Source organism: Halomonas sp. MMSF_3323, from assembly GCF_030733595.1.
Lineage (GTDB): Bacteria > Pseudomonadota > Gammaproteobacteria > Pseudomonadales > Halomonadaceae > Halomonas > Halomonas litopenaei.
This window is the reverse complement of sequence record NZ_JASHIT010000001.1, coordinates 158,847-178,832: the sequence shown is the minus strand read 5'-3', so window position 1 is coordinate 178,832 and position 19,986 is coordinate 158,847. Positions and strand designations below refer to the sequence as shown.

Annotated in this window: 20 protein-coding genes, 1 tRNA gene and 2 pseudogenes; 20 read left to right on the top strand and 3 right to left on the bottom strand. The window is 62.7% G+C overall.

Annotated features, from left to right (window positions below; translation table 11 throughout):
* Positions 1-70 precede the first annotated feature (70 nt).
* Positions 71-742 (bottom strand): annotated as a pseudogene (locus RBB39_RS22705) (helix-turn-helix domain-containing protein); the annotation flags it as partial.
* A gap of 505 nt (positions 743-1,247) precedes the next feature.
* Between RBB39_RS22705 and RBB39_RS00735 the strand changes: the two are divergent.
* The 15 genes and pseudogenes from RBB39_RS00735 (at position 1,248) to RBB39_RS00670 (ending at position 10,756) form a co-directional block, all read left to right on the top strand.
* Positions 1,248-1,982, top strand: a complete 735-nt coding sequence (locus tag RBB39_RS00735; RefSeq protein ID WP_306168602.1) for a LexA family transcriptional regulator — start codon at positions 1,248-1,250, stop codon at positions 1,980-1,982.
* Between the two features lie 111 nt (positions 1,983-2,093).
* Positions 2,094-2,801, top strand: a complete 708-nt coding sequence (locus RBB39_RS00730; RefSeq protein WP_306168601.1) for a hypothetical protein — start codon at positions 2,094-2,096, stop codon at positions 2,799-2,801.
* A 1-nt stretch (position 2,802) separates the two neighbouring features.
* The gene (locus tag RBB39_RS00725; RefSeq protein WP_306168600.1) at positions 2,803-3,342 is read left to right on the top strand and encodes a type II toxin-antitoxin system VapC family toxin; all 540 of its coding nucleotides are present in this window, start codon (positions 2,803-2,805) and stop codon (positions 3,340-3,342) included.
* Positions 3,343-3,587: 245 nt separating this feature from the next.
* Positions 3,588-4,220: a BRCT domain-containing protein gene (locus tag RBB39_RS00720; protein ID WP_306168599.1), complete on the top strand. Its 633-nt coding sequence runs from the start codon at positions 3,588-3,590 to the stop codon at positions 4,218-4,220.
* Between the two features lie 143 nt (positions 4,221-4,363).
* On the top strand, positions 4,364-4,756 hold the full coding sequence (locus RBB39_RS00715; RefSeq protein WP_306168598.1) for a response regulator transcription factor: 393 nt from the start codon (positions 4,364-4,366) through the stop codon (positions 4,754-4,756).
* On the top strand, positions 4,753-5,061 hold the full coding sequence (locus RBB39_RS00710) for a hypothetical protein (protein WP_306168597.1): 309 nt from the start codon (positions 4,753-4,755) through the stop codon (positions 5,059-5,061). The genes RBB39_RS00715 and RBB39_RS00710 overlap by 4 nt, the downstream gene beginning before the upstream one ends.
* Positions 5,058-5,390, top strand: a complete 333-nt coding sequence (locus RBB39_RS00705) for a hypothetical protein (protein ID WP_306168596.1) — start codon at positions 5,058-5,060, stop codon at positions 5,388-5,390. Before RBB39_RS00710 ends, RBB39_RS00705 begins: the two co-directional genes overlap by 4 nt.
* A gap of 45 nt (positions 5,391-5,435) precedes the next feature.
* Positions 5,436-5,747, top strand: a complete 312-nt coding sequence (locus tag RBB39_RS00700; RefSeq protein ID WP_306168595.1) for a hypothetical protein — start codon at positions 5,436-5,438, stop codon at positions 5,745-5,747.
* Positions 5,748-5,775: 28 nt separating this feature from the next.
* Positions 5,776-6,726, top strand: coding sequence for a recombination-associated protein RdgC (locus RBB39_RS00695; RefSeq protein WP_306168594.1), 951 nt, complete (start codon positions 5,776-5,778; stop codon positions 6,724-6,726).
* A gap of 2 nt (positions 6,727-6,728) precedes the next feature.
* Positions 6,729-7,160, top strand: coding sequence for a hypothetical protein (locus RBB39_RS00690; protein WP_306168593.1), 432 nt, complete (start codon positions 6,729-6,731; stop codon positions 7,158-7,160).
* A complete protein-coding gene (locus RBB39_RS00685; RefSeq protein WP_306168592.1) occupies positions 7,157-8,761 on the top strand; it encodes a DNA cytosine methyltransferase in 1,605 nt (534 codons plus the stop codon). Before RBB39_RS00690 ends, RBB39_RS00685 begins: the two co-directional genes overlap by 4 nt.
* Positions 8,762-8,855: 94 nt before the next feature.
* Positions 8,856-9,068: a hypothetical protein gene (locus tag RBB39_RS00680; protein ID WP_306168591.1), complete on the top strand. Its 213-nt coding sequence runs from the start codon at positions 8,856-8,858 to the stop codon at positions 9,066-9,068.
* The gene (locus RBB39_RS00675; RefSeq protein WP_306168590.1) at positions 9,061-9,573 is read left to right on the top strand and encodes a hypothetical protein; all 513 of its coding nucleotides are present in this window, start codon (positions 9,061-9,063) and stop codon (positions 9,571-9,573) included. Before RBB39_RS00680 ends, RBB39_RS00675 begins: the two co-directional genes overlap by 8 nt.
* Positions 9,519-9,713: pseudogene (locus RBB39_RS22700) on the top strand (helix-turn-helix domain-containing protein); the annotation flags it as partial. The gene RBB39_RS00675 and the pseudogene RBB39_RS22700, both read left to right, overlap by 55 nt.
* A gap of 44 nt (positions 9,714-9,757) precedes the next feature.
* Positions 9,758-10,756, top strand: coding sequence for a site-specific integrase (locus RBB39_RS00670; protein WP_306168589.1), 999 nt, complete (start codon positions 9,758-9,760; stop codon positions 10,754-10,756).
* Between the two features lie 38 nt (positions 10,757-10,794).
* Here the strand turns inward: RBB39_RS00670 and RBB39_RS00665 are convergent.
* Positions 10,795-10,871 (bottom strand) — tRNA-Ile (locus RBB39_RS00665).
* 412 nt (positions 10,872-11,283) lie between these two features.
* Complete coding sequence (locus RBB39_RS00660) at positions 11,284-12,321, bottom strand: hypothetical protein (protein WP_253028536.1); 1,038 nt, start codon at positions 12,319-12,321, stop codon at positions 11,284-11,286.
* Positions 12,322-12,702: 381 nt separating this feature from the next.
* Between RBB39_RS00660 and RBB39_RS00655 the strand changes: the two genes are divergently transcribed.
* The 5 genes from RBB39_RS00655 to RBB39_RS00635 all read left to right on the top strand — a co-directional run bounded on the left by RBB39_RS00655 (position 12,703) and on the right by RBB39_RS00635 (position 19,937).
* Positions 12,703-14,862: a TonB-dependent receptor gene (locus RBB39_RS00655; RefSeq protein WP_253028537.1), complete on the top strand. Its 2,160-nt coding sequence runs from the start codon at positions 12,703-12,705 to the stop codon at positions 14,860-14,862.
* A 316-nt stretch (positions 14,863-15,178) separates the two neighbouring features.
* Positions 15,179-16,633, top strand: a complete 1,455-nt coding sequence (locus RBB39_RS00650; protein ID WP_253028538.1) for an MFS transporter — start codon at positions 15,179-15,181, stop codon at positions 16,631-16,633.
* Between the two features lie 138 nt (positions 16,634-16,771).
* On the top strand, positions 16,772-17,878 hold the full coding sequence (locus tag RBB39_RS00645; protein WP_253028539.1) for an iron-siderophore ABC transporter substrate-binding protein: 1,107 nt from the start codon (positions 16,772-16,774) through the stop codon (positions 17,876-17,878).
* Positions 17,878-18,882: an iron ABC transporter permease gene (locus tag RBB39_RS00640; RefSeq protein WP_253028540.1), complete on the top strand. Its 1,005-nt coding sequence runs from the start codon at positions 17,878-17,880 to the stop codon at positions 18,880-18,882. The genes RBB39_RS00645 and RBB39_RS00640 overlap by 1 nt, the downstream gene beginning before the upstream one ends.
* Positions 18,879-19,937, top strand: a complete 1,059-nt coding sequence (locus tag RBB39_RS00635) for an iron ABC transporter permease (RefSeq protein WP_306168588.1) — start codon at positions 18,879-18,881, stop codon at positions 19,935-19,937. Before RBB39_RS00640 ends, RBB39_RS00635 begins: the two co-directional genes overlap by 4 nt.
* Positions 19,938-19,986: the final 49 nt, after the last annotated feature.

The window sequence follows — 19,986 nt, the reverse complement described above, 5'->3', positions numbered from 1 at the left end:
CAGTGATGCGCGGTTGGCGGTGACGGTTTTCGGCGAGCCACTTGGCCAACCGCTCATGCCAGCCCTGCTGGGTCCGGCGTTCGAAAGGCTTCTCGGCGAAGTGGGCAGTGAAGTCGGCCAGGGTCGCGGCGTCCGGCTGGAGCGTGGACGGCAGTCCACGACGCAGGCAGGCCACGGCCAGCTGTTCGGCATCGGGTTGCCAGTCGTAGGTCATCGGGCGTTGGCGAGGCTCCGGCGCCTGTTCCAGCGGACGGCCAGCGTCGTCCAGGTCGCCGACGTTTTCGGTCCAGTCACCAGCGCCAGCATTCGGAACTGGCTTGGCTGACGAATCAGGTTCGCGCGCACCAGAGGGGTAAGGGGGTAGAGTCCTAGTGGTAGATTCAAGGGGTGACACGGGTGTCACCCTCCCCCTGACACCGGTGTCACCCCCCTCTGTCAATTTGTCACCCTCCCCTGAATTGGCAGAAGTAGTAGGGGTGACAGATTGGCACCCTCCCCCGACCGCCAGGCGATACCGGTTCGATTGCTGGCGCCCGTTCGCGGCAAGACGCTGCTCGACGGCCAGGAGGCCCCGTTGCTCGAGTACGTCGATCGCACGCTGGACGCTGCGTGTGGAACAGCCCATCTCAGCCGCCATATTGGCAATCGACGGCCAGCAGACGTGGTCTTCGTCCGCATAGTCCGCCAGCAGCATGAGAGCCAGACGCGAAGGCGTCTTGATGTTGGCGGGCAGGGTCTTCATGGACTGCCTGGCCCAATGCATGGCAGCGAGGCTCATACAGCCCCCCAGGAAAATTCGATCAGGCGCTTACTCACTTTCATCTCGCTCCCTCCTCACCTGTATGGATTTCCACCCCGTTCAAGCGGTCGTTGAGGCCGCCGGACGGGTGGTAGGCTTGGAGGTGCGATATCGGCCCGGGCAGACATGGCGATGAAGCTCCGCAATTCGCTTTCCTGTCTCGTACCGCGTATCGGCGCCGCTGTGGACCCGAGCAATAGTTGCCTGGGATACCTGAGCTCTCTCGGCTATCTGCTGCTGAGTGAGTCCTGTGCTGACAAGGTCGCGAACCATGTCGCGCGCGGTGAACTGGTGCATGTGCCCATCCAATACATAAACGTATTGAAAGCAGAATACATAACCGTATTGGCGTCGGCAAGCTCGTTTCCGCAACAATACGAATTCGAATAATGGAATATTGGGCATAGCGCCCAGGTAGCCCTTCCCCCTCAACCCGGTAGGCAACGAGATGCCAGAAGGAAAAACCGTCGCTGATCGGCTCGCACAAGCGCTCGCCGATAGAGGTTGGAGTGAGAACGAGTTGTCGCGGCAGTCGGGCGTCCCTCAGCCAACCATCCATCGGATCATCACGGGAGAGAGCAAGTCCCCGCGGACGGCCAACCTGGAAAAGCTCGCCAACGCCCTCGGTATCTCGATCGTTCAGCTGACCTACGGGTCAGCCATTGGCCAGGCATACGGCTCAAGCCCAAAGCCCGGGGATTCGCTTGAGGCGGCTGGCCAAGTCGGTGACGCGGTCAAGGGACATAGCAACGTTCAGAAAGCCCCGCAGCCTATCCGCTACCACCGCTATCCGGTCATCAGCCGTGTCCAGGCTGGCGCCTGGACCGAGTGCGTCACACCCTACGAGCCCGGCGCCGAGCCGCACGAGGAAGCTTCCGACTACCGCGCCCAGGGAAAGGCTTTCTGGCTCGAAGTGAAGGGGGACTCGATGACGGCGCCGCCGGGCAGTACCCCCAGCATCCCCGAGGGCACCCTGGTGCTTTTCGATTCGGGCATCGACGCCGTGCCTGGCAAACTCGTGGCGGCCCTGCTCTCAGACAGCAACGAGGCAACCTTCAAGAAGTTGATCGAGGACGGTGGGCAGCGATTCCTAAAGGCGCTGAACCCCGCTTATCCTCTGATCCCCATCAACGGCAACTGCCGGATCCTCGGCGTTGCTGTGGAGGCCAAGACACGGCTGTAGGTGCCGACCCCGCACCTGACTAAAAAATACAGCTCAGAGAAGCCTACGATCAGCCTGGTCCGTTGCCAGACCTCCTATGAATAGAACCACCCTTGTGTCTATAATCACGGCATGAAAACACTTACCCTCCACCTAGAAGGCCTTGGGCCATCTGACCTGCCGATGAAACGGCTGGCAGAGTACCTGTGCGAGCTCGCAGAGCTCTACGGGGCAGGAGGGCACCTGCACTTTGCGTCTGTCACGAAGGGCTCGGCGAGGCTGAACGCCTGTGTTGATGATGACCACCACCACAAGGTATTGCACCGTGTGCGAGAGGTGGCCAATGGCGTTGGTCCCAAGAAAGCGAAGAAAGCATATCTACGACTTGCCGACCTCATGCTTGATGACCAAGCCTCAGGAGTCTTGGAGTCAGAGGGCTGCCGAATCATTCAGTTCCCACGGATCTCCAAACACCAACCTTTGGTTGTGTTCAAGCATGGCAGCATCCAGGGAAGGCTTTATACAATCGGGGGGAAGGACGACTCGGTTCCCGTTCGCCTCGAGGGGGCTAATGGCGAAACACTTTACTGTGAGACGGATACTGAAACGGCAGCACAACTCGCCCCGCTTCTGTTCAAGCAAGTTCGCCTTCACGGTAAGGGAGAGTGGGAGAGACGCCAGTCAGGTGGATGGCGCTTGAAAAAAATGCAAATCGTCTCATATGAACAGCTTGAGAAAAGCTCACTCAAGGCTGCTATTGGCCGCATGAAAAAAGCAGGCGGCATTTTGTGGGATCAAATAGAGTCCCCGAACGAGAAGATTCTGGACCAAAGGGGATAGCGTGCGAGTTGTCATTGACACAAACATTCTTGTGCAGTTCATGCGTGACCCCGATCCCGTAGATTTGAAAGACCCAGAGAATGGGGATATCGTCAGTCGCGCCGCAGCCAGGGCCTCAGCCCTGGTGGATCTGATAGATCAGCGGAATGGCTTGGTTGTCATACCTGCCCCTGTGTTGGCTGAGTACTTAATTGGCATAAAGCAAGATGCTTACCAAAAGCAACTTAACTTACTGAATAGCTTCTCCTGCATAGAGATATCTCCTTTCGATCAAATTTCAGCGATCGAGTGCGCTCTCTTGGTTGACGAGTCTGAGCATAAGGCTCTAGACCCAAAGGCAACCAAAGCTAAGCTTAGAGTTGACCGGCAAATACTTGCCACAGCAATCTCAGTCGGAGCTGAAGAGCTTTGGACGCATGATATAGGCCTCTATAAGAAGGCCAAAGCCATCGGGTTAGTCACAAAATCCCTTGCCTGCATTGAGCCAAACCCTGACCAGCAAGATTTAGCACTTTCTGATACGCAGGATGACCAGCCTTAGCCTAAGCTGGACACTCAGGATTCACGCAAACATAACGCAGAGAGAAAAGCGCCTTTTTAATCCTAACCACACTTTAGCGTCACACGCTCAGTACTGCCTCACGCAAGGGCGTAAACTGATGCCCACGGCCACCCGCCCTGGGCATCAGTTTTTTTGTGCGAAATCGCTTACAGACGCACTTGCTCTCCTTTTGGCACACTCAATCCGGGCCTTCGGCCCGCAGGGAACAGCCAAAGGGAAACACCATGTCTAAGAAAGCACCACATCCCACCATCGCCGAGCGATTGCAGCAGGCCAAACAGCTCAGACCCCACACCAATGAACTGATCGGCCTTGCCCGCGGCCTGCTGGCAGACGGCATGCTCAACCAGAGCGAAGCCGAGTACCTCTTGAAGTGGCTGGAAGAGCGCCCCGGAGCCCTCGACACCTGGCCCTACAACGTACTTTTCCAACGTCTCAACGAATCGCTGGCTGACGGCCACCTGGACAGCGACGAAGAAGCTGAAATGCTGGGGATGCTGGTTGATCTGACAGGCGGCGGCAACCTGGAGTCAGGTGCCACCGCGGTGAACACGACTGCCCTACCGCTCAACGACCCCCAGCCCAGTATCGAGTTCAGCGGCCGAACTTTCGTGGTCACCGGGACCTTTGCGTCCGGGAGCCGCCGGGAAGTGACATCTGCCATCGAGATGCGTGGTGGCAACGTCTCTGGTTCTGTATCACGCAAAACTGATTACGTGGTGCTTGGCCAGAGAGTCAGCGACCAGTGGACCCACGCCAACTACGGCGGGAAGCTCGAAAAAGCCATTATGCTTCGGGACGATGGCCATCCTGTCGCCATCGTCAGTGAGCAGCACTGGGCAAGTTTCTTGGACTGACCAACCTCGTATCTGTGGACACCGAACCCGCCCTTGAGGCGGGTTTTTTCTGTCTGTCGAAAAAATATACGCAAACGCATTGACCGAACCAATACGTTTTCGTATTGTTTGCTCATCGACTTGCATCGCATGAGGGGCATCACATGGAACAGATACCACAGCATTTTGAGTTCGCCGGCTTCCGCTGCCGCGTGGGCAAGCGCGGCTCAGACCTGCCCACCGCCAAGCAGGTGATGGTACTGGCCGGCCTGGCCAGCGGCATGACACAGAAAGAAATTGCCCGGCATCGAGGTATCAGCCCCGCCACGGTCAAGAGCACCGCCGAAGCGCTTTACTACCGCCTCCACGCCACTCGCGCCGCTGACGCCATCGTCAAAGGAATGCGTCGCGGCTGGATTGCTCCCTTGGTCATTGCACTGCTGGTCGCCGACCTCAACCATTCCACGGCCCGGGTGCGCCAGCCCATGCGAACGCGCCAGCAAATGACGTCCACCAGCAGAGTCGCCCGCCGTGACCTGGGGAGCCTCTTCGCATGATCCAGCACGATGCCACCACCTTCGAGTATCCCGTACGGCAACTTGCTGCAGCCTGGCTGACCCATGCCCAACGCCATGGTGTGTCAGACCCTGACACCCAGCTGATCGCCCGGGAAGCCATCACCGGCAACCCTCAAGCAGGCTACCGGCCAGCCTGGTTTTCCCCGATGTCCGGCGAGCTGGTCACGATATTGGCCTGTGAGCCACACCTGACCCAACAAGACGCCATCGCCTGGCTGGCGGGAATGCTCGGTTGCCTGCATGACAACGGCAACATCTGCCTCTACCTGGAGGAATCGGCATGAACTCGCCGTACAAGGTGTTCAGCACATCGGGCATCAGTGGGCAGCTTGTCAACCGGCTCATGGAGATCCAGGAGCTGGCCTACGCAATCAACCTGCAGGGCCGATACCGCGTCGGCACCACGCTCACCATTGATGGCCACACCCTGCTGGTCAGCGCCGCTCAACCCATGGACGGCGCCAGCCATCTGCCCTGGGGGATCTTCCGAAACATGGCCGCCGCCTTACCCAGCGCCAGCAGCGACCGGCTACAGCACGGAACCGCCCTTGAGGACCTCAACAGGATCACCCGGGCACTTCGGCACTACCTGGACCAACCATCCAGCAACTGAAGCCTGATCCAGACATCTCCACCAGCCGCCACTGAGGGACAGCACATGAATACCACCCACTGCGACAACCACCGCGCTGCAAAGCAGGTCGTGATGACCTTCATGGCCCTACCTGTCGCGGCCTTGCTGGTGCTCGCCTACAGCGTGGTGCAGCAACAGGACGTCGCGATGGAACGCGCTGCCCACGGCCAGTACTGCAGCGAAGTCAGCATCTGGCGTGCCGAGACCGCCCGCGGGATTCCCGCCATCGATCGCACCGGGCATCCCGACTACAGAGGCATCGCCGATCAGCAGTGCGCGGGTATCCGGCCTGCCAGTTTGGCCGAAGCAAGCCCGCGCCAGCTTGCCACCAACTGATTCCCCTCTCGAAGAAAGGACAACGGACATGTGGATTCGAAACCTTCACCCATACCGACTTCATGACATGGAGAACATCGATGGGGCGCTGGTGGAACAAGCCCTGAGCGAGCAGGCGTTACGCCCACTGAGTGGCAGCGAAGCGCGTCGCGTCGGCTGGGTGCCGCCGGCAGGTCGTGGCAGCAGCGTTCTAATGCATGAACTCCAAGGTCATCGTCTGCTGAGCATGCTCCGGCAAGAGAGAATCCTTCCCGCCTCGGTCGTACGGGGGGAAGTCGAAGACCGCGTCGAGGCAATCGAGGCCTCCGAGGCACGCAAGCTACGTCGACAGGAAAAGCAGGCGATCAAGGAACAGGTCTACGAAGAGTTCTTGCCGAGAGCTTTCGTCAGGACGCAACGAGTCGATGTCTGGTGGGACGTTGGTCGCGACCTCATTGGTGTAGCCACATCGAGCCGTAAGCGCGCAGAAGAAGCGCTGGACCTGCTGCGCGAGTCCATTGGCAGCCTCAAAGTCACGCCTCTTGCCACGCAGGCCCTTCCGGTACGCGCCATGACCACCTGGCTGAGCGATCCAGCCAGTCGACCGGCTGACATGCAGATCGGCGATCAAGTCGAACTCAAGGCCAAAGGCGATGACGGGGTTGTGCGCGGCCGCCAGGTGGACTTGGACAGTGACGACATGCAGCAGCTGCTCGAGAGTGGCCGCCAGGCCAGCAAGCTCGCCATCGGCATCGAGGGGCGGGTGACCTTCGTGCTTCACGATGACCTGGCCATCAAGTCGATTCGCTTCGATGACGAACTCATCGAAGAGGCCCATCAAGCAGATGACGGCGATGACGCTTACGTTCGGCTCGAGGCCGACTTCCTGCTGATGGCCCAGGCCCTGGGAGAGAGCGTCGACCGTATTGTCGACTGGATGGGAGGTGAGGCCCGGCAATACGGCGCCAGCCATGTCGATGACCTGCTGAGGACGTATTAACCATGGCACGCAACTGGAGCAAGTGGGATCGAGAAGAATATGACCTGGCCGAGAAACTCTACAACGCAGGGTTCACCTACCGGGAGATCGGGCAACGCATGGGAAAGACACGAGACCAAGCGAGAAGCGCCTGTAACTACCTGGAGGTGACTGATACCAGCCGTCCCCTCCCCCACGCCAGAAAGGACTGGCCAGAGATCGACAGGATCATCACCGACTGCGTCGAGGTGGAAGGCATGGCTGTGCCCCAGGTGGTCCAGCGCCTGGCCGCTCTGGGAAAGACCGTGTGCCGTGAGTCCGTCCTGAAGCGCTTGAAGCGGATGCCCGAAGTTCACCGGGAAGCCAAACGCAACGCCGCCAAGAAGCGGGCTGCGGCATCGCGACTCTATTGGGCCCGCCAGCGGGCCAAGCGCCAGCAGGAGGCCGCAGCGTGACCAGTCTCAACTTATTCGGCCATGAGATCGTCGTCGACAACTTCGCCGGTGGTGGCGGAGCCAGTGAGGGGATCGAGCAAGCCCTGGGCCGGCCAGTAGATCTCGCCATCAATCACGATGCCACGGCTATCGCCGTGCATACCGCGAACCACCCTGGCGCCGAACACAGTGTTGCCGATGTGTGGGACATCGACCCCGAGCAAGCCGCCGCTGGGCGACCGGTGGGGCTCGCCTGGTTCTCGCCGGACTGCCGTCATCACAGCAAGGCAAAGGGTGGGCGCCCGGTCAGCAAGAGCGTTCGCGGCCTGGCATGGGTCGCGGCGCGCTGGGCGGCAAAAGTGAAGCCACGGGTGATCACCCTGGAAAACGTCGAGGAGTTCCTAGACTGGGGCCCGCTGATGAAGGACACCAGGGGCCGCATCGTACCGGACCCTGACCACAAGGGGCAGACATTCCGCGCCTTCGTGCGTGCCCTAAGCCGCCACGGCTATCAGGTCGAGTGGAAGATCCTGCGCGCCTGCGACTACGGCGTGCCAACCATTCGCCGCCGGCTGTTCCTGATCGCCAGGCGCGACGGGCTGCCGATCGTTTGGCCAAAGCCAACGCATGCCGAACCGGCCTCGCCGGCCGTTCGCCGGGGCAAACTCCAGCCCTGGCGCACCGCCGCCGAGTGTATCGATTGGTCGATCCCGTGCCCCAGCATCTTCGAGCGGCAGCGCCCCCTGGCCGACGCCACTCTGCGCCGCATTGCCAAGGGCGTGATGCGCTACGTGGTCGAGGCGGCCGAGCCGTTCATCGTACCGATCGCCAACTACGGCAATGGCTCGGAGCTGGTGAATGCCATCGGTGAGCCGCTGCGCACCGTGACCGCCTGGCCGAAGGGCGGCAGCTTCGCCGTGGTGGCGCCAAACATCACCAAGTTCCGGTCAGGCGCGATCGGCCATCGCGCCGACGAGCCGATGCACACCATCACCGCCAACAGCAACGCCGACAACTCCAAGGCCAACCCCGGCGGCTGCGCCCCGATTGGCTTGGTTTCGGCCTTCCTGGCTAAGCACTACACCGGTGTCGTCGGTGACGACTTGCGCAAGCCGCTACCAACAATCACCGCCACCGACCATAACGCCCCAGTCGCCGTGAGCCTGCTGAACCTCAAGGGCTGCGAGCGTGGCGGGCGTGATCCACGGGAGCCCATGCCCACGGTCTGCGCCGGCGGCACCCACGCTGCCGCAGTGGCCGCTTTCCTGGCGCCCTACTACGGTAGCGGCTCGGGCGAAACGGGCCGCGACATGCGAGCCCCCGCACCAACGGTCACCACCAAGGACCGCTTACAGCTAGTCACCGTGACCATTGCCGGAGAGCAGTATGCCATCGTCGACATCGGCATGCGGATGCTGCAGCCCCATGAGCTGGCTGCAGCGCAGGGCTTTCCAGATCACTACGAGTTCGCCCAGATCAATGGCAAGCCGGTGCCGAAGTATCAGCAGGTGCGGCTGATCGGCAACAGCGTTTGCCCGCCACTGGCCAAAGCCATTGTCGAGGCCAACTTCACCCATGAGCGCCGGTTCATGCCGGCCGCGGACAAATGGGTGGCAGCATGATGGCGGCCAGCTTTCTAGGGCTGGCGATCTTGGTGACTACAAGCCTGGTCATTCGGGAATTTCGCCGAGCCATGAGAGAACAGGAGAGACGGCCATGAGCAAGTGTGTCGAAAAATCCCGGATACCAGAGGGCGAGCTGGACCCCGATGGAAAGAGCGAGCGGGAACGGGTGCTGGAGCGGCAGCTCTGGCGGCTGCGTGAGGACGTCAGGGCGGCACGTGTTTGGGCCGGTGACAACCTGCCCGCCAACCAGGGACTGGTGATGGTCGAGAAACTCGAAAAAGCACTTGGGAGTGAACGTGACTGACCGCCCCTCTCATACGCATCAAGAGCACGGTGGCCGCTACACCCTGTTGGGGGAACATGCCGGCGGTGGCACGCTGGAAGGCCACACGCTGATCATGTACCGCGATCTCGACAAAGGCCTTCAGAGCCTGACCACCGCCGACGACTGGCGCAACAACTGGCGCGCCATCGCCAACGACGATTGCCCTATCTGTCTGGGCTCAGGCACCGACCAGATCAAGGGCAACACCAGCAAGCCATGTGGTGCTTGCTTCGGCCTGGGCAAGGTCAAGGCCGACGGTGAGACACCCTCCGACCGCTGGGAACTGGCGGACATCGCCAACGGCATCATCAAGCGCCAGCAAACAGAGCTTCAGCGCTTACGCCAGCTCACTGCTGTGCCAGAAATCCAGCAGGCGATCTGCAAGTACCGTGACACCGCCGGCAGTGACTGGATGCGGGACGAACAGGAATGGCGGGCAGGGCCTGGACGTGGCCCAGGTGGCCGCAGATACACGGGGGACTGACGATGGGACTGCTCACACCGGAAGAGGTGGCCAAAGAGCTGGCGATGAGCCTGAGCTGGGTCTACGCGAACAAGCACAGAATTGGCTTTGTGCAACTCGGCAGTGCGGTTCGCTTTGATAAGGATGCGGTTGAAGGATACGCTGCCCAGTGCAGGCGCGGTCCTCAACTCAACGAGGAACGTCAATGGGATTCTCGGTCTCCAAACGGAAGGATCGCGGCACGTGGGTCGTCCGCGAAACGATCAACGGTCGCCGCACTCAGCGAACTTTTCGCACAGAGGGAGAAGCAAGGCAGTACGCACTGAGGGCAGAAGCTCAACAGCAGGAAGATCAGTTCAATGGAGTCATGGGGCGCAAGCCTCACCGTACCTTCGCGGAAGGCCTGCAGAGGATGGTCAGCGAATACGATGTTCGCTCTCAAAAGCACCACATTCTCTGCGTGGCAGGCTGGATGGATGAACACGCCCCCGGGGTGGCAATCGGCCAGGAACTTCTGGATGCTGCTCGCAAAATGCAAAAGGCCCTGCGGGAACAGGGCCTGGCGCAATCGACGATCAACAACCGGACTCAGGTTGTCAAACGGGTGCTTTCGCTATCCTACCGCGAATGGGACTGGATCGACATGCCGCTGGACGGGAAACTGCGCAAGCCGTCTCCCAGAAACGAGCGGCATATATATCTGAGCGAAGTTGAACTGGCCGAATTGCTCGAGGCAGTTCCAGCCCGCTACCAGGAGGAACGCCGTGTGATATTGCTGGCCATGCTCACGGGCATGCGTCGAGGCGAACTGCTTGGACTGGCCAAGAGCAACGTCTACAACGGACGGATCGTCTTGAAACCGGAGCAGACGAAAAGCGGAAAGCCGCGAGTAGTGCCGCTGACGGACGAAGGACTGGCTCTGGTGGCCAACCTGCCGTTCGATACAACAGCGGAACGAGTACGCGGAGCTTTTGAGCGTGCAAGGGAAGCGATCGGTAGGCCGGACATTCGCTTCCATGACCTTCGGCACTGTTACGCTTCGCTGTTGGCCAGCAAGGGAGAAGCACTGACGAACATCCGGGATCTACTCGGCCACTCGTCACTGACAGTCACCAGCCGCTACGCACATGCGGACCCGGCAAGGTGGGATTCAGTGATAGCGCGGTTACCAAAGATCAGCAACCAAACCGCAACCAAGCATTGAAGACAGCGGCTCATAGCGCCCTAAACCACTGTTCTGAATGGTGGGCCCAGTAGGACTTGAACCTACGACCAAGGGATTATGAGTCCCCTGCTCTAACCAACTGAGCTATAGGCCCTTATCAGCGCGGGCGTATGATAGCGAAAGCTGCGGCCGTAGGCTAGCGGGTTTCGGGTGGACGCTTGCCACTGGTCAGTATGGCGGCTTTCGAGGCGCTTCGGCTGTGCCATTCCTGGCGCTTTCTCGCCTTCCAGCCTTTCTCGCATCATCGCTCTGGCGCCTCGAAGTCCGGTTTTGGCGGCTGGGTGTACCGCTGGCGTACCCGCGGCACCCACACATCGCCCTCCTCCTCACGCGCCCTTTTCACTCCACACGCTCCCTCTTTCCGCGCCCCTTCTCCCGCGCTATCGCTCCTTGTCGCTCTCTATCCCTCTTTACTCCACGCCAGGGCTATCCAGTCTCCGACTCCGCGTTCTGCCCTGCCTTGGGTCGATGTGGCGTTGTGCCATACCTGAACCGCTTGGTGCCTACTACACCAACCCAAGGATGGTGTAGGGGGCTTCGCAGCAGCGGCGTTCGTCGCGTTCGCTGACGCTGTGCAGGTCGTAGTTGCGGTCGTTGTCGTAGGCGACGAACAGGCGTTCGCGGTCGAGCACGGCGAGGCCTTCGGCCTTGTGTTCGAACTCGAGCACCTTGTCGTTCTCGTCGCGTACCAGGGTGGGTGCCCTGCCCTGGCGGAAGTCGTGCAGTGACATCACCCACAGATAGCCGCCGATGACCTCGTCGTCGCCCTCTTCGGTCTCGAAGCTGGTGAGCAGGTAGAGCTGGCCGTGGTAGGGATCGTACTCAAGGCTCGACAGGCCACAGATGTGCTCCACGCCGTCGTACTCGCCGGGGTCGAAGCTGAAGACGTCGTGCAGGGCGTCGACGAACTCCAGGTTGTCGTCGTCGTTGATGATGTAGTGGGCACCAATGACCCTGCGCACGTAGTCGAAGTCATCGTGGGCCTTGCCCTGCTCGCGGATGCCAAACAGCAAAAGGCCATCGCCACGCTCGCCGGGGATCGCGGCCAGACCCTCGATCTTGTAGTAGGGCTCGCCTACGGCTGCGTCCATCTTGCGCCGGAACTCGAGCGACCCTTCCACACCGTCACGGGGGTCGGGGTCCACCACCTGGACCCGGTCAGGCTCGTGAAGTGGCCAGATCAACAGGTGGTTGTAGGCGTTGAGTTCGTGGGTCTCGTCATCGATGCGATCGAAACCGGTGGTGGCGATCATGTGGCGCCCATCGGTGGTCAGGGCGAAGTCTTCATACTTCACCGCTTCCTTGATGGTCTGCTGGGTCAGGTAGTCGATGCGGCTGTCGTCGGGACCATCGGCGGTCAACGGCAGGCTGAAGGCGGCAGAACGCTCGTGGCCGGGGATCGGCTTGTCGCTGGCCATCAACAGTCGCTCGCCGTCGTAGGCCACCGCGGAAATCTCGGCGTTGACCAGCTCGCCCTGGTCGTCACGCAGGCCGGGAGGAAAGCAGTGGATCGTGCCCTGCTTGAGGATCTTTACTCGTGCCATCAGGCCTCCTGATCGTCGCGTGGTAGATGCATCCAGCCTACGCCTTGTGCCTCTGGTCGGCGAGGGGGTGAGCTTGACTTGCACAAATCTTAAATTTTAATACGAACGCTTCGCATTATTTTCACAATTCGCTATATTGCTTGCCGCTGCCGAAGCTGCACATCTGCCCCACGGCCAACACGCAGCTCCCTCGGCAGGTGGCGCGAGACGGGCCGCCAGAAGCCCGGTCCGCACTGTCCCATCGGCTCGTCTCGACAAGCCGGTCAACATCAGCCAAGCGATCATTCCATGCCTTCCCAGATTTCGACTCAGCTCCACACACGCCCGCGTCCCCTTACTACTGCGCCAGTCACCGGCGTTACGTCATATGGCGGCTCTCCCTTGTCAGCGTCACTTTCCCTCGGTGCAGGCCTTTTGCTGCTGGCCGCTGCTCCGTCGCTTAGCTGGGCGCAGGCGGTTGGCGCCGATCAGCCAGGCACCGACGCCAGGGCGGCCACCGACGAGGCAGCTGTCCAATCCCAGGAGACCATGGTGGTGGTCGGCTCGCGCACGCCGAAGTCGATCAGCGAGATTCCCGGAGCGGTGTGGGTGGTGGACCAGCAGCAGCTGGAGACTCAGATCGCGACGGGAGCCGACCTCAAGACCGCGCTGGGCCGGTTGGTACCGGGGCTGGATCTGCCCCCCCAGGGACGCACCAACTATGGCCAGAACATGCGTGGCCGCAGCGTGCAGGTGCTGATCGACGGCGTCTCGTTGAACAGCTCCCGGGGCCTGTCGCGCCAGTTCGACGCCATCGACCCGTTCAACATAGAGCGCGTCGAGGTGCTGTCCGGCGCCAGCAGTCTTTATGGCGGTGGCGCCACCGGTGGCATCATCAATATCGTGACGAAGAAAGGTGACGGCCCCGGTCGCCACTTTTCCACCGCGACGAGCGTCACCAGCGGCTTCAATGACAGTGACGACGCCGACTTCCGCCTGGCCCAGTCGATCAGTGGCGGCAGCGAGCGTGTCCAGGGACGTCTGGCGGTGGCCTATCAGGACAATGGACGCTTCTATGACGGGCGTGGCGACGAGATCTTCCCGGACATCGCCCAGACCGACCTGCAGGACAATCGCTCCATCGACATCATGGGCAGCGTCGATCTGGCGCTGAGCGCCGAGCAGACGCTGACGCTTGGCGCTCAGCTATACCGCTCGGCCTATGAGGGTGACCGTGGGCTCTACTTCCCCAACCTGGCGCTAGGCAATCTGGAAGGCGCCGAGATCCGCGACGGCTATTCGTCGGATCGCGATCCCGAGACGGATCGTCGCATGGTCAACCTGCAATACCACCACGCCGACCTGCTGGGTCAGGACTTCTACCTGCAGGCGTTCTATCGGGAAGAAGAGGCCAGCTTCAATGCCTTCCCCTACGCCACCACTCAGGGCGTCGAATTCCGCGCCTCCAAGCAGGACACCGATCTGGGCGGTATCAAGGCGCTGTTCGATGCCGAGCTGGGCGAGCGCGTCTCGCTGACCTATGGCCTCGACATGGACCGTGAGTCCTTCGACGCCGACCAGATGTACTTCGACATCGCCACCTCGAATGCCAGTGGCGGTCTCGTCCAGGAAGAGCGCGAGATCGGCCCGCGCTATCCAAGCTACGAGGTCGACGGCTACGCCGGCTTCGCCCAGGGCGACTGGCGGGTCACCGACGGTCTGACCCTGTCCGCCGGGGTGCGCCAGCAGCATATGGACGTCGAGGTCGATGACTTCAACGGCGTACCGGGGGGCGAGAATGACTATGACGCCACCCTGGTCAACGCAAGCGCCCTCTACGATTACGGCAACGGCCACCAGAACTGGATCCAGTTCAGCCAGGGCTTTGAGCTGCCGGACCCGGCCAAGTACTACGGCAAGAGCGCCGATGTCAGCGTCGACGACAACCCGCTGGACGCCATCAAGACAGACCAGGTGGAACTCGGCTGGCGCTTCAATGACGCCGACTGGAGCACCCAGGCGGCGATCTACTACGCCTGGTCCGACAAGGCGGTCGAAAATGCCGAAGACCTGTCGGTCAGCGTGGTCGAGGAAAACAAGCGTGACTACGGCCTGGAGGCGGCGGTGACCCGCTTCCTGGACGGCGGCTTCGAGGTCGGCGGCACCCTGCACCTGGTGCGCTCGGAGCAGGAAGACGAGAACGGCAGCTGGGAAAAGCGTGACGCCCGCTATGCGTCGCTGTCCTCCGCCACCGCCTTCGTCGGTTGGCAGGACATGGCGGCAGGACGCAGCGCCCGCCTGCAGGCCAACCATGCCCATAACCTGGAAGATGACGATGACCGCCAGATCGACGGCTACACCACGGTGGACCTGGCACTGGCCCAGGATATCGATATCGGCCGTCTGACGCTGGGTATCGACAACCTGCTCGACGAGGAATATTCCACCGTCTGGGGACAGCGAGCGGCAATGTTCTACTCGCCCTACTACGGTCCGGAGTACCTGTACGACTATCAGGGTCGGGGACGGACCTTTACCCTTGGCTGGACCATGGACTTCTAAATTTCGTCCTGGGAATTCCCATCCCCACCAGGCGCCGGGCCATTTCAGGTCCGGCGCTTATGGTTTCAGGCTGATGGCGTCGCTCACCTGGCGCGACGACTTCGGGTAGTATTCCTCCCCCTCTCATTTGATAATGAATTGCATTTGCTTTTGCATCATGGCATGCTCTTGGCCCTCCGCATTTCCGCTTTCCAGGACTGTGAGACGGTTCATGTTCCAGGCCCGGCCCACCAATACGCTTACCAAGGTCCCTGCGTCGCGGGGTGCTGAGCTGTCTTGTGATGATTTATCGAAGGCCCGCGCCGGAGGTGCCTGGGTGCTGGTCAGCGTGTTGTTGGGCACCTTTACCGTCAGCCTCAACAACAGTGCGCTGAACCTGGCGGTGGCGGAGCTGATGGCGACCTTCGATGCCAGCGCCAGCCAGGTGAACTGGGTCATCACCCTGTTCATGATCAGCATGGCCATGACCATGCCGCTGACCGGCTATCTGGCCGACCGCTTCGGCCGGCGGGTGATCTATCTGCTGGGGCTGGTCGGTTTTATCGCCGGTTCTGGCCTCGGCGCCATGGCCGACAGTCTAGACAGCATCATCATCGCCCGGGGCGTCCAGGGCATGGCAGCGGGGCTGATGATGCCGCTGTCGCTGGCACTGATCTTCGCCGCCTATCCGCCCGAGCAGCGGGGCCGCGTCAGCGGCATCTGGGGGTTTGCGGTGATGATCGCGCCGGCCATCGGCCCAAGCGTTGGCGGCCTGCTGCTGGAGGTCAGCCACTGGCGGGCGCTGTTCGTCATGAATCTGCCCTTTGCGCTGCTGGGGCTGGTGGTCGGCTGGCGCTGCCTCCATCGGGAGGCGCCCAACCGTGCCAGGCGCTTCGACCTGCCGGGCTTTGTGCTGATTACCCTCGGTATGGGCGCGGTGCTGTTTTCGCTAAGCCGAATCGACAGCCTGGCCGAACTGCTCACGCCCTCGGCGCTTGTCCCCCTGGGGCTCGGACTGGCCGCCCTGGCGGGGTTCGTGGTGGTCGAACGGGGTATGGAGTTCAAGGCAGGGCGTATGCAGGAGCGGAATGCCGACCCCACAGCAGCCCAGGGAGCCCCGGCGCCTCTGCTGTCGCTGTCCCTATTTGGACACCGCGCCTTTCGCCTGAGCGTCATCCTGGCCTGCCTGCAGTCCATCATCCTGTTCGGCTGCGTACTGCTGGTGCCGCTGTGGATGCACCAGGTGCTCGGGGCGAGTCCGCTGACCACCGGGCTTGTGTTTCTGGCCACGGCCTTGATGGCGTCGCTGTCTTCGCCCATCGCCGGGCGGATGATCGACCGCTACCCGCCCCAGTGGTGTCTTCTCGCCGGCCTGGTGCTGACCGCTGTCAGTCTTGCGGGGCTCGCGCTGATGTCGTCGGCGGCGCCAGCCTGGGTAGTGGGGCTGTGGATGGGGACGCGTGGCATTGGCCTTGCTTGCGGCTATCTGCCCTCCACCACGGTGGGCATGCGCGCCCTGCCCGACCGGGACATGGCCCAGGCCTCGGCCATGAACAATATGGCGAGGCGGTTGATCGCCTCGCTGGGTCTGGTGGCGCTATCGCTTTACTACGACACCCGCGTAAGTGGCGTCACCGCCGCTGGCGTGAGTGCCGCCGAGGCCAGCGCCCAGGCCCTGCACGAGACCTTTATCGCCCTGGCCGCCATTGCCCTGCTGTGCCTGCCGCTGGCCTGGGCGCTGGGGCGAGAAATCGGCCACTCGTCGGGGCGCCAGACACGCCAATACAGGTGAAGGATCATCCCCATGACGTTCACGCCATCGCTGCGACCGCCGTCGCAACCCTCACCAGGCTCGCGCTCGCCATTTTCATCACACATGCCACCCGAGCCGCCGCACCGCTCCCGGCCCCAGCCTCGGCAGGCACCCTCAGTGCTGCGCAGCCTGCTGCTGGTGCTCGGGCTGTTCGCCGGCGTGCTGGCCTTTGTGGCACTCGCCCTGCTCGCCGGGATGCTGTTGTTTGCAGGCACTGCCGAGGCCGACATCAGGGCTGGTGCAAGGGCTGATATAAGGTCTGAAGTAAGCGCGGACTCGGCGGCCGCTGCCCCGGCAGTCTCCTCGGCTTCGGCGCCGCGTCTGGTCACGCTGTATCAGGGGGCCACGGACAGCGCGGTAGCGCTGGGGGTAACGCCCATCGGGGTAGTCGATGCCTGGATGGAGAAGCCCACCTATCGCTACCTGCGCGAGGCGATCGATGGCGTCGAGCACGTGGGCCTGGAGACCCAGCCCAACCTGGAAAAAGTGGCCTGGCTCGATCCCGAAGTGATCGTCGCCACCCGCTTTCGACACGAACGGGTGCGCCCGCTGCTCGAGCAGATCGCGCCGACGGTGTTCTCGTCCACGGTGTCTGACTTCAAGGCCTCGCTCACGCTGGTGGCGGCGGCGACCGGGCGCGAGGCCAGGGCCGAACAACTGCTGGCCTGCTGGGACGACCGGGTAGCGGATCTGCGCGCGAAAATCGCCACGACACTGGGTGACGCCTGGCCGCAGAAGGCCGCGGTGGTGCGCTTCAAGAGCGACCACGTGCGTCTGTATTCCTCCGGCTTCGCCGGCAGCATCCTGGAGGAGCTGGGCTTCCGCCAGCCTGACGCCGCCAACGACAGCGGCTGGGGCATGAAGTTGACCAGCGAAGAGAACATCCCCGCGCTGGACGCCGACGTCATCTTCGTGCTGCTGGAAGACGACCCAGCGATCGAAAACACCTACCGCCACTGGACCGCCCACCCGCTATGGCAGCGGCTTACCGCGACACAAGCCGGCCGGGTGTACGAAGTAGACACAGTCAACTGGATCATGGGCGGCGGGATCCTCGCTGCAAACGCGATGCTCGATGACCTCTATCGCCACTACGGCCTGGCGCCGCAGGCGCTCTCCCCTTCCTGCGCGCTGGGTGACGCGCTGGGTGAGGAGCCTTCAGCTGTGAAAGAGCCTTCAGCTATTAAAGAGCCGTCGGCCACAACAGACGAGGGTGCGGCCTGATGCTGGAACGCACCTCCACCCGGGCCGCCGGACTGATCCTCGGTACCCTGCTGCTGCTGGCGGCGTTCGGCGCCAGTGTGGTCCTCGGCACCACCGAGATCGCACCGCTGACCGCCCTTGAGGCCATCACCGACTACGACGGTGGCAGGGTCAGCCATATCATCATCCTCAGCGAACGCCTGCCCCGGGCGGTGATCGCCACCCTGACCGGTGCAAGCCTGGCGGTGGCCGGTGCGCTGATGCAGACCATGACGCGCAACCCGCTGGCCTCGCCAAGCATCCTCGGCATCAACGCCGGCGCCATGTTCTTTGTGGTGGTAGCGGTATCGCTGCTGCCGCTGCACACCCCCGGTCAGTACGTGTGGGCGGCCTTGCTCGGCGCGCTGGTCGCCGCACTCGCCGTGGTGGCGCTCAGCCATGGCCGGCGCGGCGAGCTGTCACCGCTTCGGGTCGTGCTCGCCGGGGTGGCGGTGACGGCGATGTTCGTGTCCTTCAGTCAGGGCCTGTTGATCATCGACCAGCAGAGCTTCGAGAGCGTGCTGTACTGGCTGGCGGGCTCGGTCTCCGGGCGCGAGCTTGAACTGGTGGTGCCACTGCTGCCGCTGTTTGCCCTGGCCCTTGCGATCACCGCGGCCCTCGCCCGTCAGGCCAACGCCCTGCTGCTGGGCGATGACATGGTCACCGGCCTGGGCATGCGCGCCGGCACCCTGAAGCTTGCCTTGGGCCTGTGCGTAATCCTGCTGGCCGGCAGCTCGGTGGCGCTTGCCGGGATGATCGGCTTCGTCGGCTTGATCGTGCCACACATGGCCCGCGGCCTGGTCGGCATCGACCATCGCTGGCTGCTGCCGGCGTGTGCGCTGCTCGGGGCCACGCTGCTGCTGGTCGCCGATATCGCCTCGCGCTTTCTGATGGCGCCCCAGGAGATCCCGGTCGGCGTCATGACCGCGCTGATCGGCACGCCCTTCTTTATCTATCTGGCCCGCAAGAAGCAGGTATCCGCATGAGCAGCTTGTCTGGCGCCAACGCCGAATCCGCCACACAGGGCCATACACGAGGCCATACACAAGAGCAGGCCAACCGACGCTATCGCCGCCTGGTAGCGCTGCTGGCGCTTGCGCTGGTGGCAAGCGCAGGCCTGTCGCTGTCGCTGGGAAGCTTCCCCACTCCACCCATCGAGGTGCTGAAAGCCCTGGCCGCGCCCCAGGCCAGCGACATTGGCTTTATCGTCTGGGAGTTGAGGCTGCCGCGCATTCTGCTGGCGGTGCTGGTGGGCGCGGCGCTGGCGGTGGCCGGCGCGGTGCTGCAGGGCATCGTCAGAAACCCGCTGGCCTCCCCGGATGTGATCGGTATCACCAGCGGCGCAGCGCTGGCGGCGGTGGTGTTTCTGGCCGGCTTTGCCAGTCAGCTGAGCATCCATCTGCTGCCGCTGGCGGCGCTGGGCGGCGCCGTGATAGCCACGGTGCTGGTGGTGGCGCTGGCCTGGCGTAAAGGGCTCAACCCCAGCCGGGTGGTGCTGGTCGGTATCGGGCTATCCGCCGCCATGGGGGCGGCGACGACCCTGCTGATCGTGATCATCGACGACGCCTCGGCGCTGCACGCCTACGTCTGGCTCACCGGCAGCCTGTATGCGGCCCAGTGGCGCCATGTGCTGTCGCTGCTGCCCTGGCTGCTGGTGGCGATTCCGCTGTGCCTGAGCCTGGCTCGGCATATGGACGCCCTGGCACTGGGCGACGCCGTGGCCGTCGGGCTCGGTGTCGATGTGCTGAGAAGCCGGCTGATCCTGCTGGCCCTCAGCGTGGCACTGGCCGGCGCGGCGGTGGCGTTTGCCGGGGGACTCAGCTTCGTCGGCCTGGTGGCGCCCCATCTGGCGGCCCGCCTGGTCGGCCGCAGTCTGGCGCGGCTGGTGCCGGTGGCGGCGCTGTGTGGTGCGCTGATCGTGCTCTACGCCGACTTGATCGGCCGAGTGGCCTTTCTGCCCAAGGACCTGCCCGCCGGGGTCTTCGTCTCCGCGGTGGGTGCGCCCTTCTTCGTCTATCTGCTCTATCGCACCCGGCAGTAAGGGCGCTGGGTGCCTCGCCGTAACCCGATCAGCACTCCCTCAGCAACAC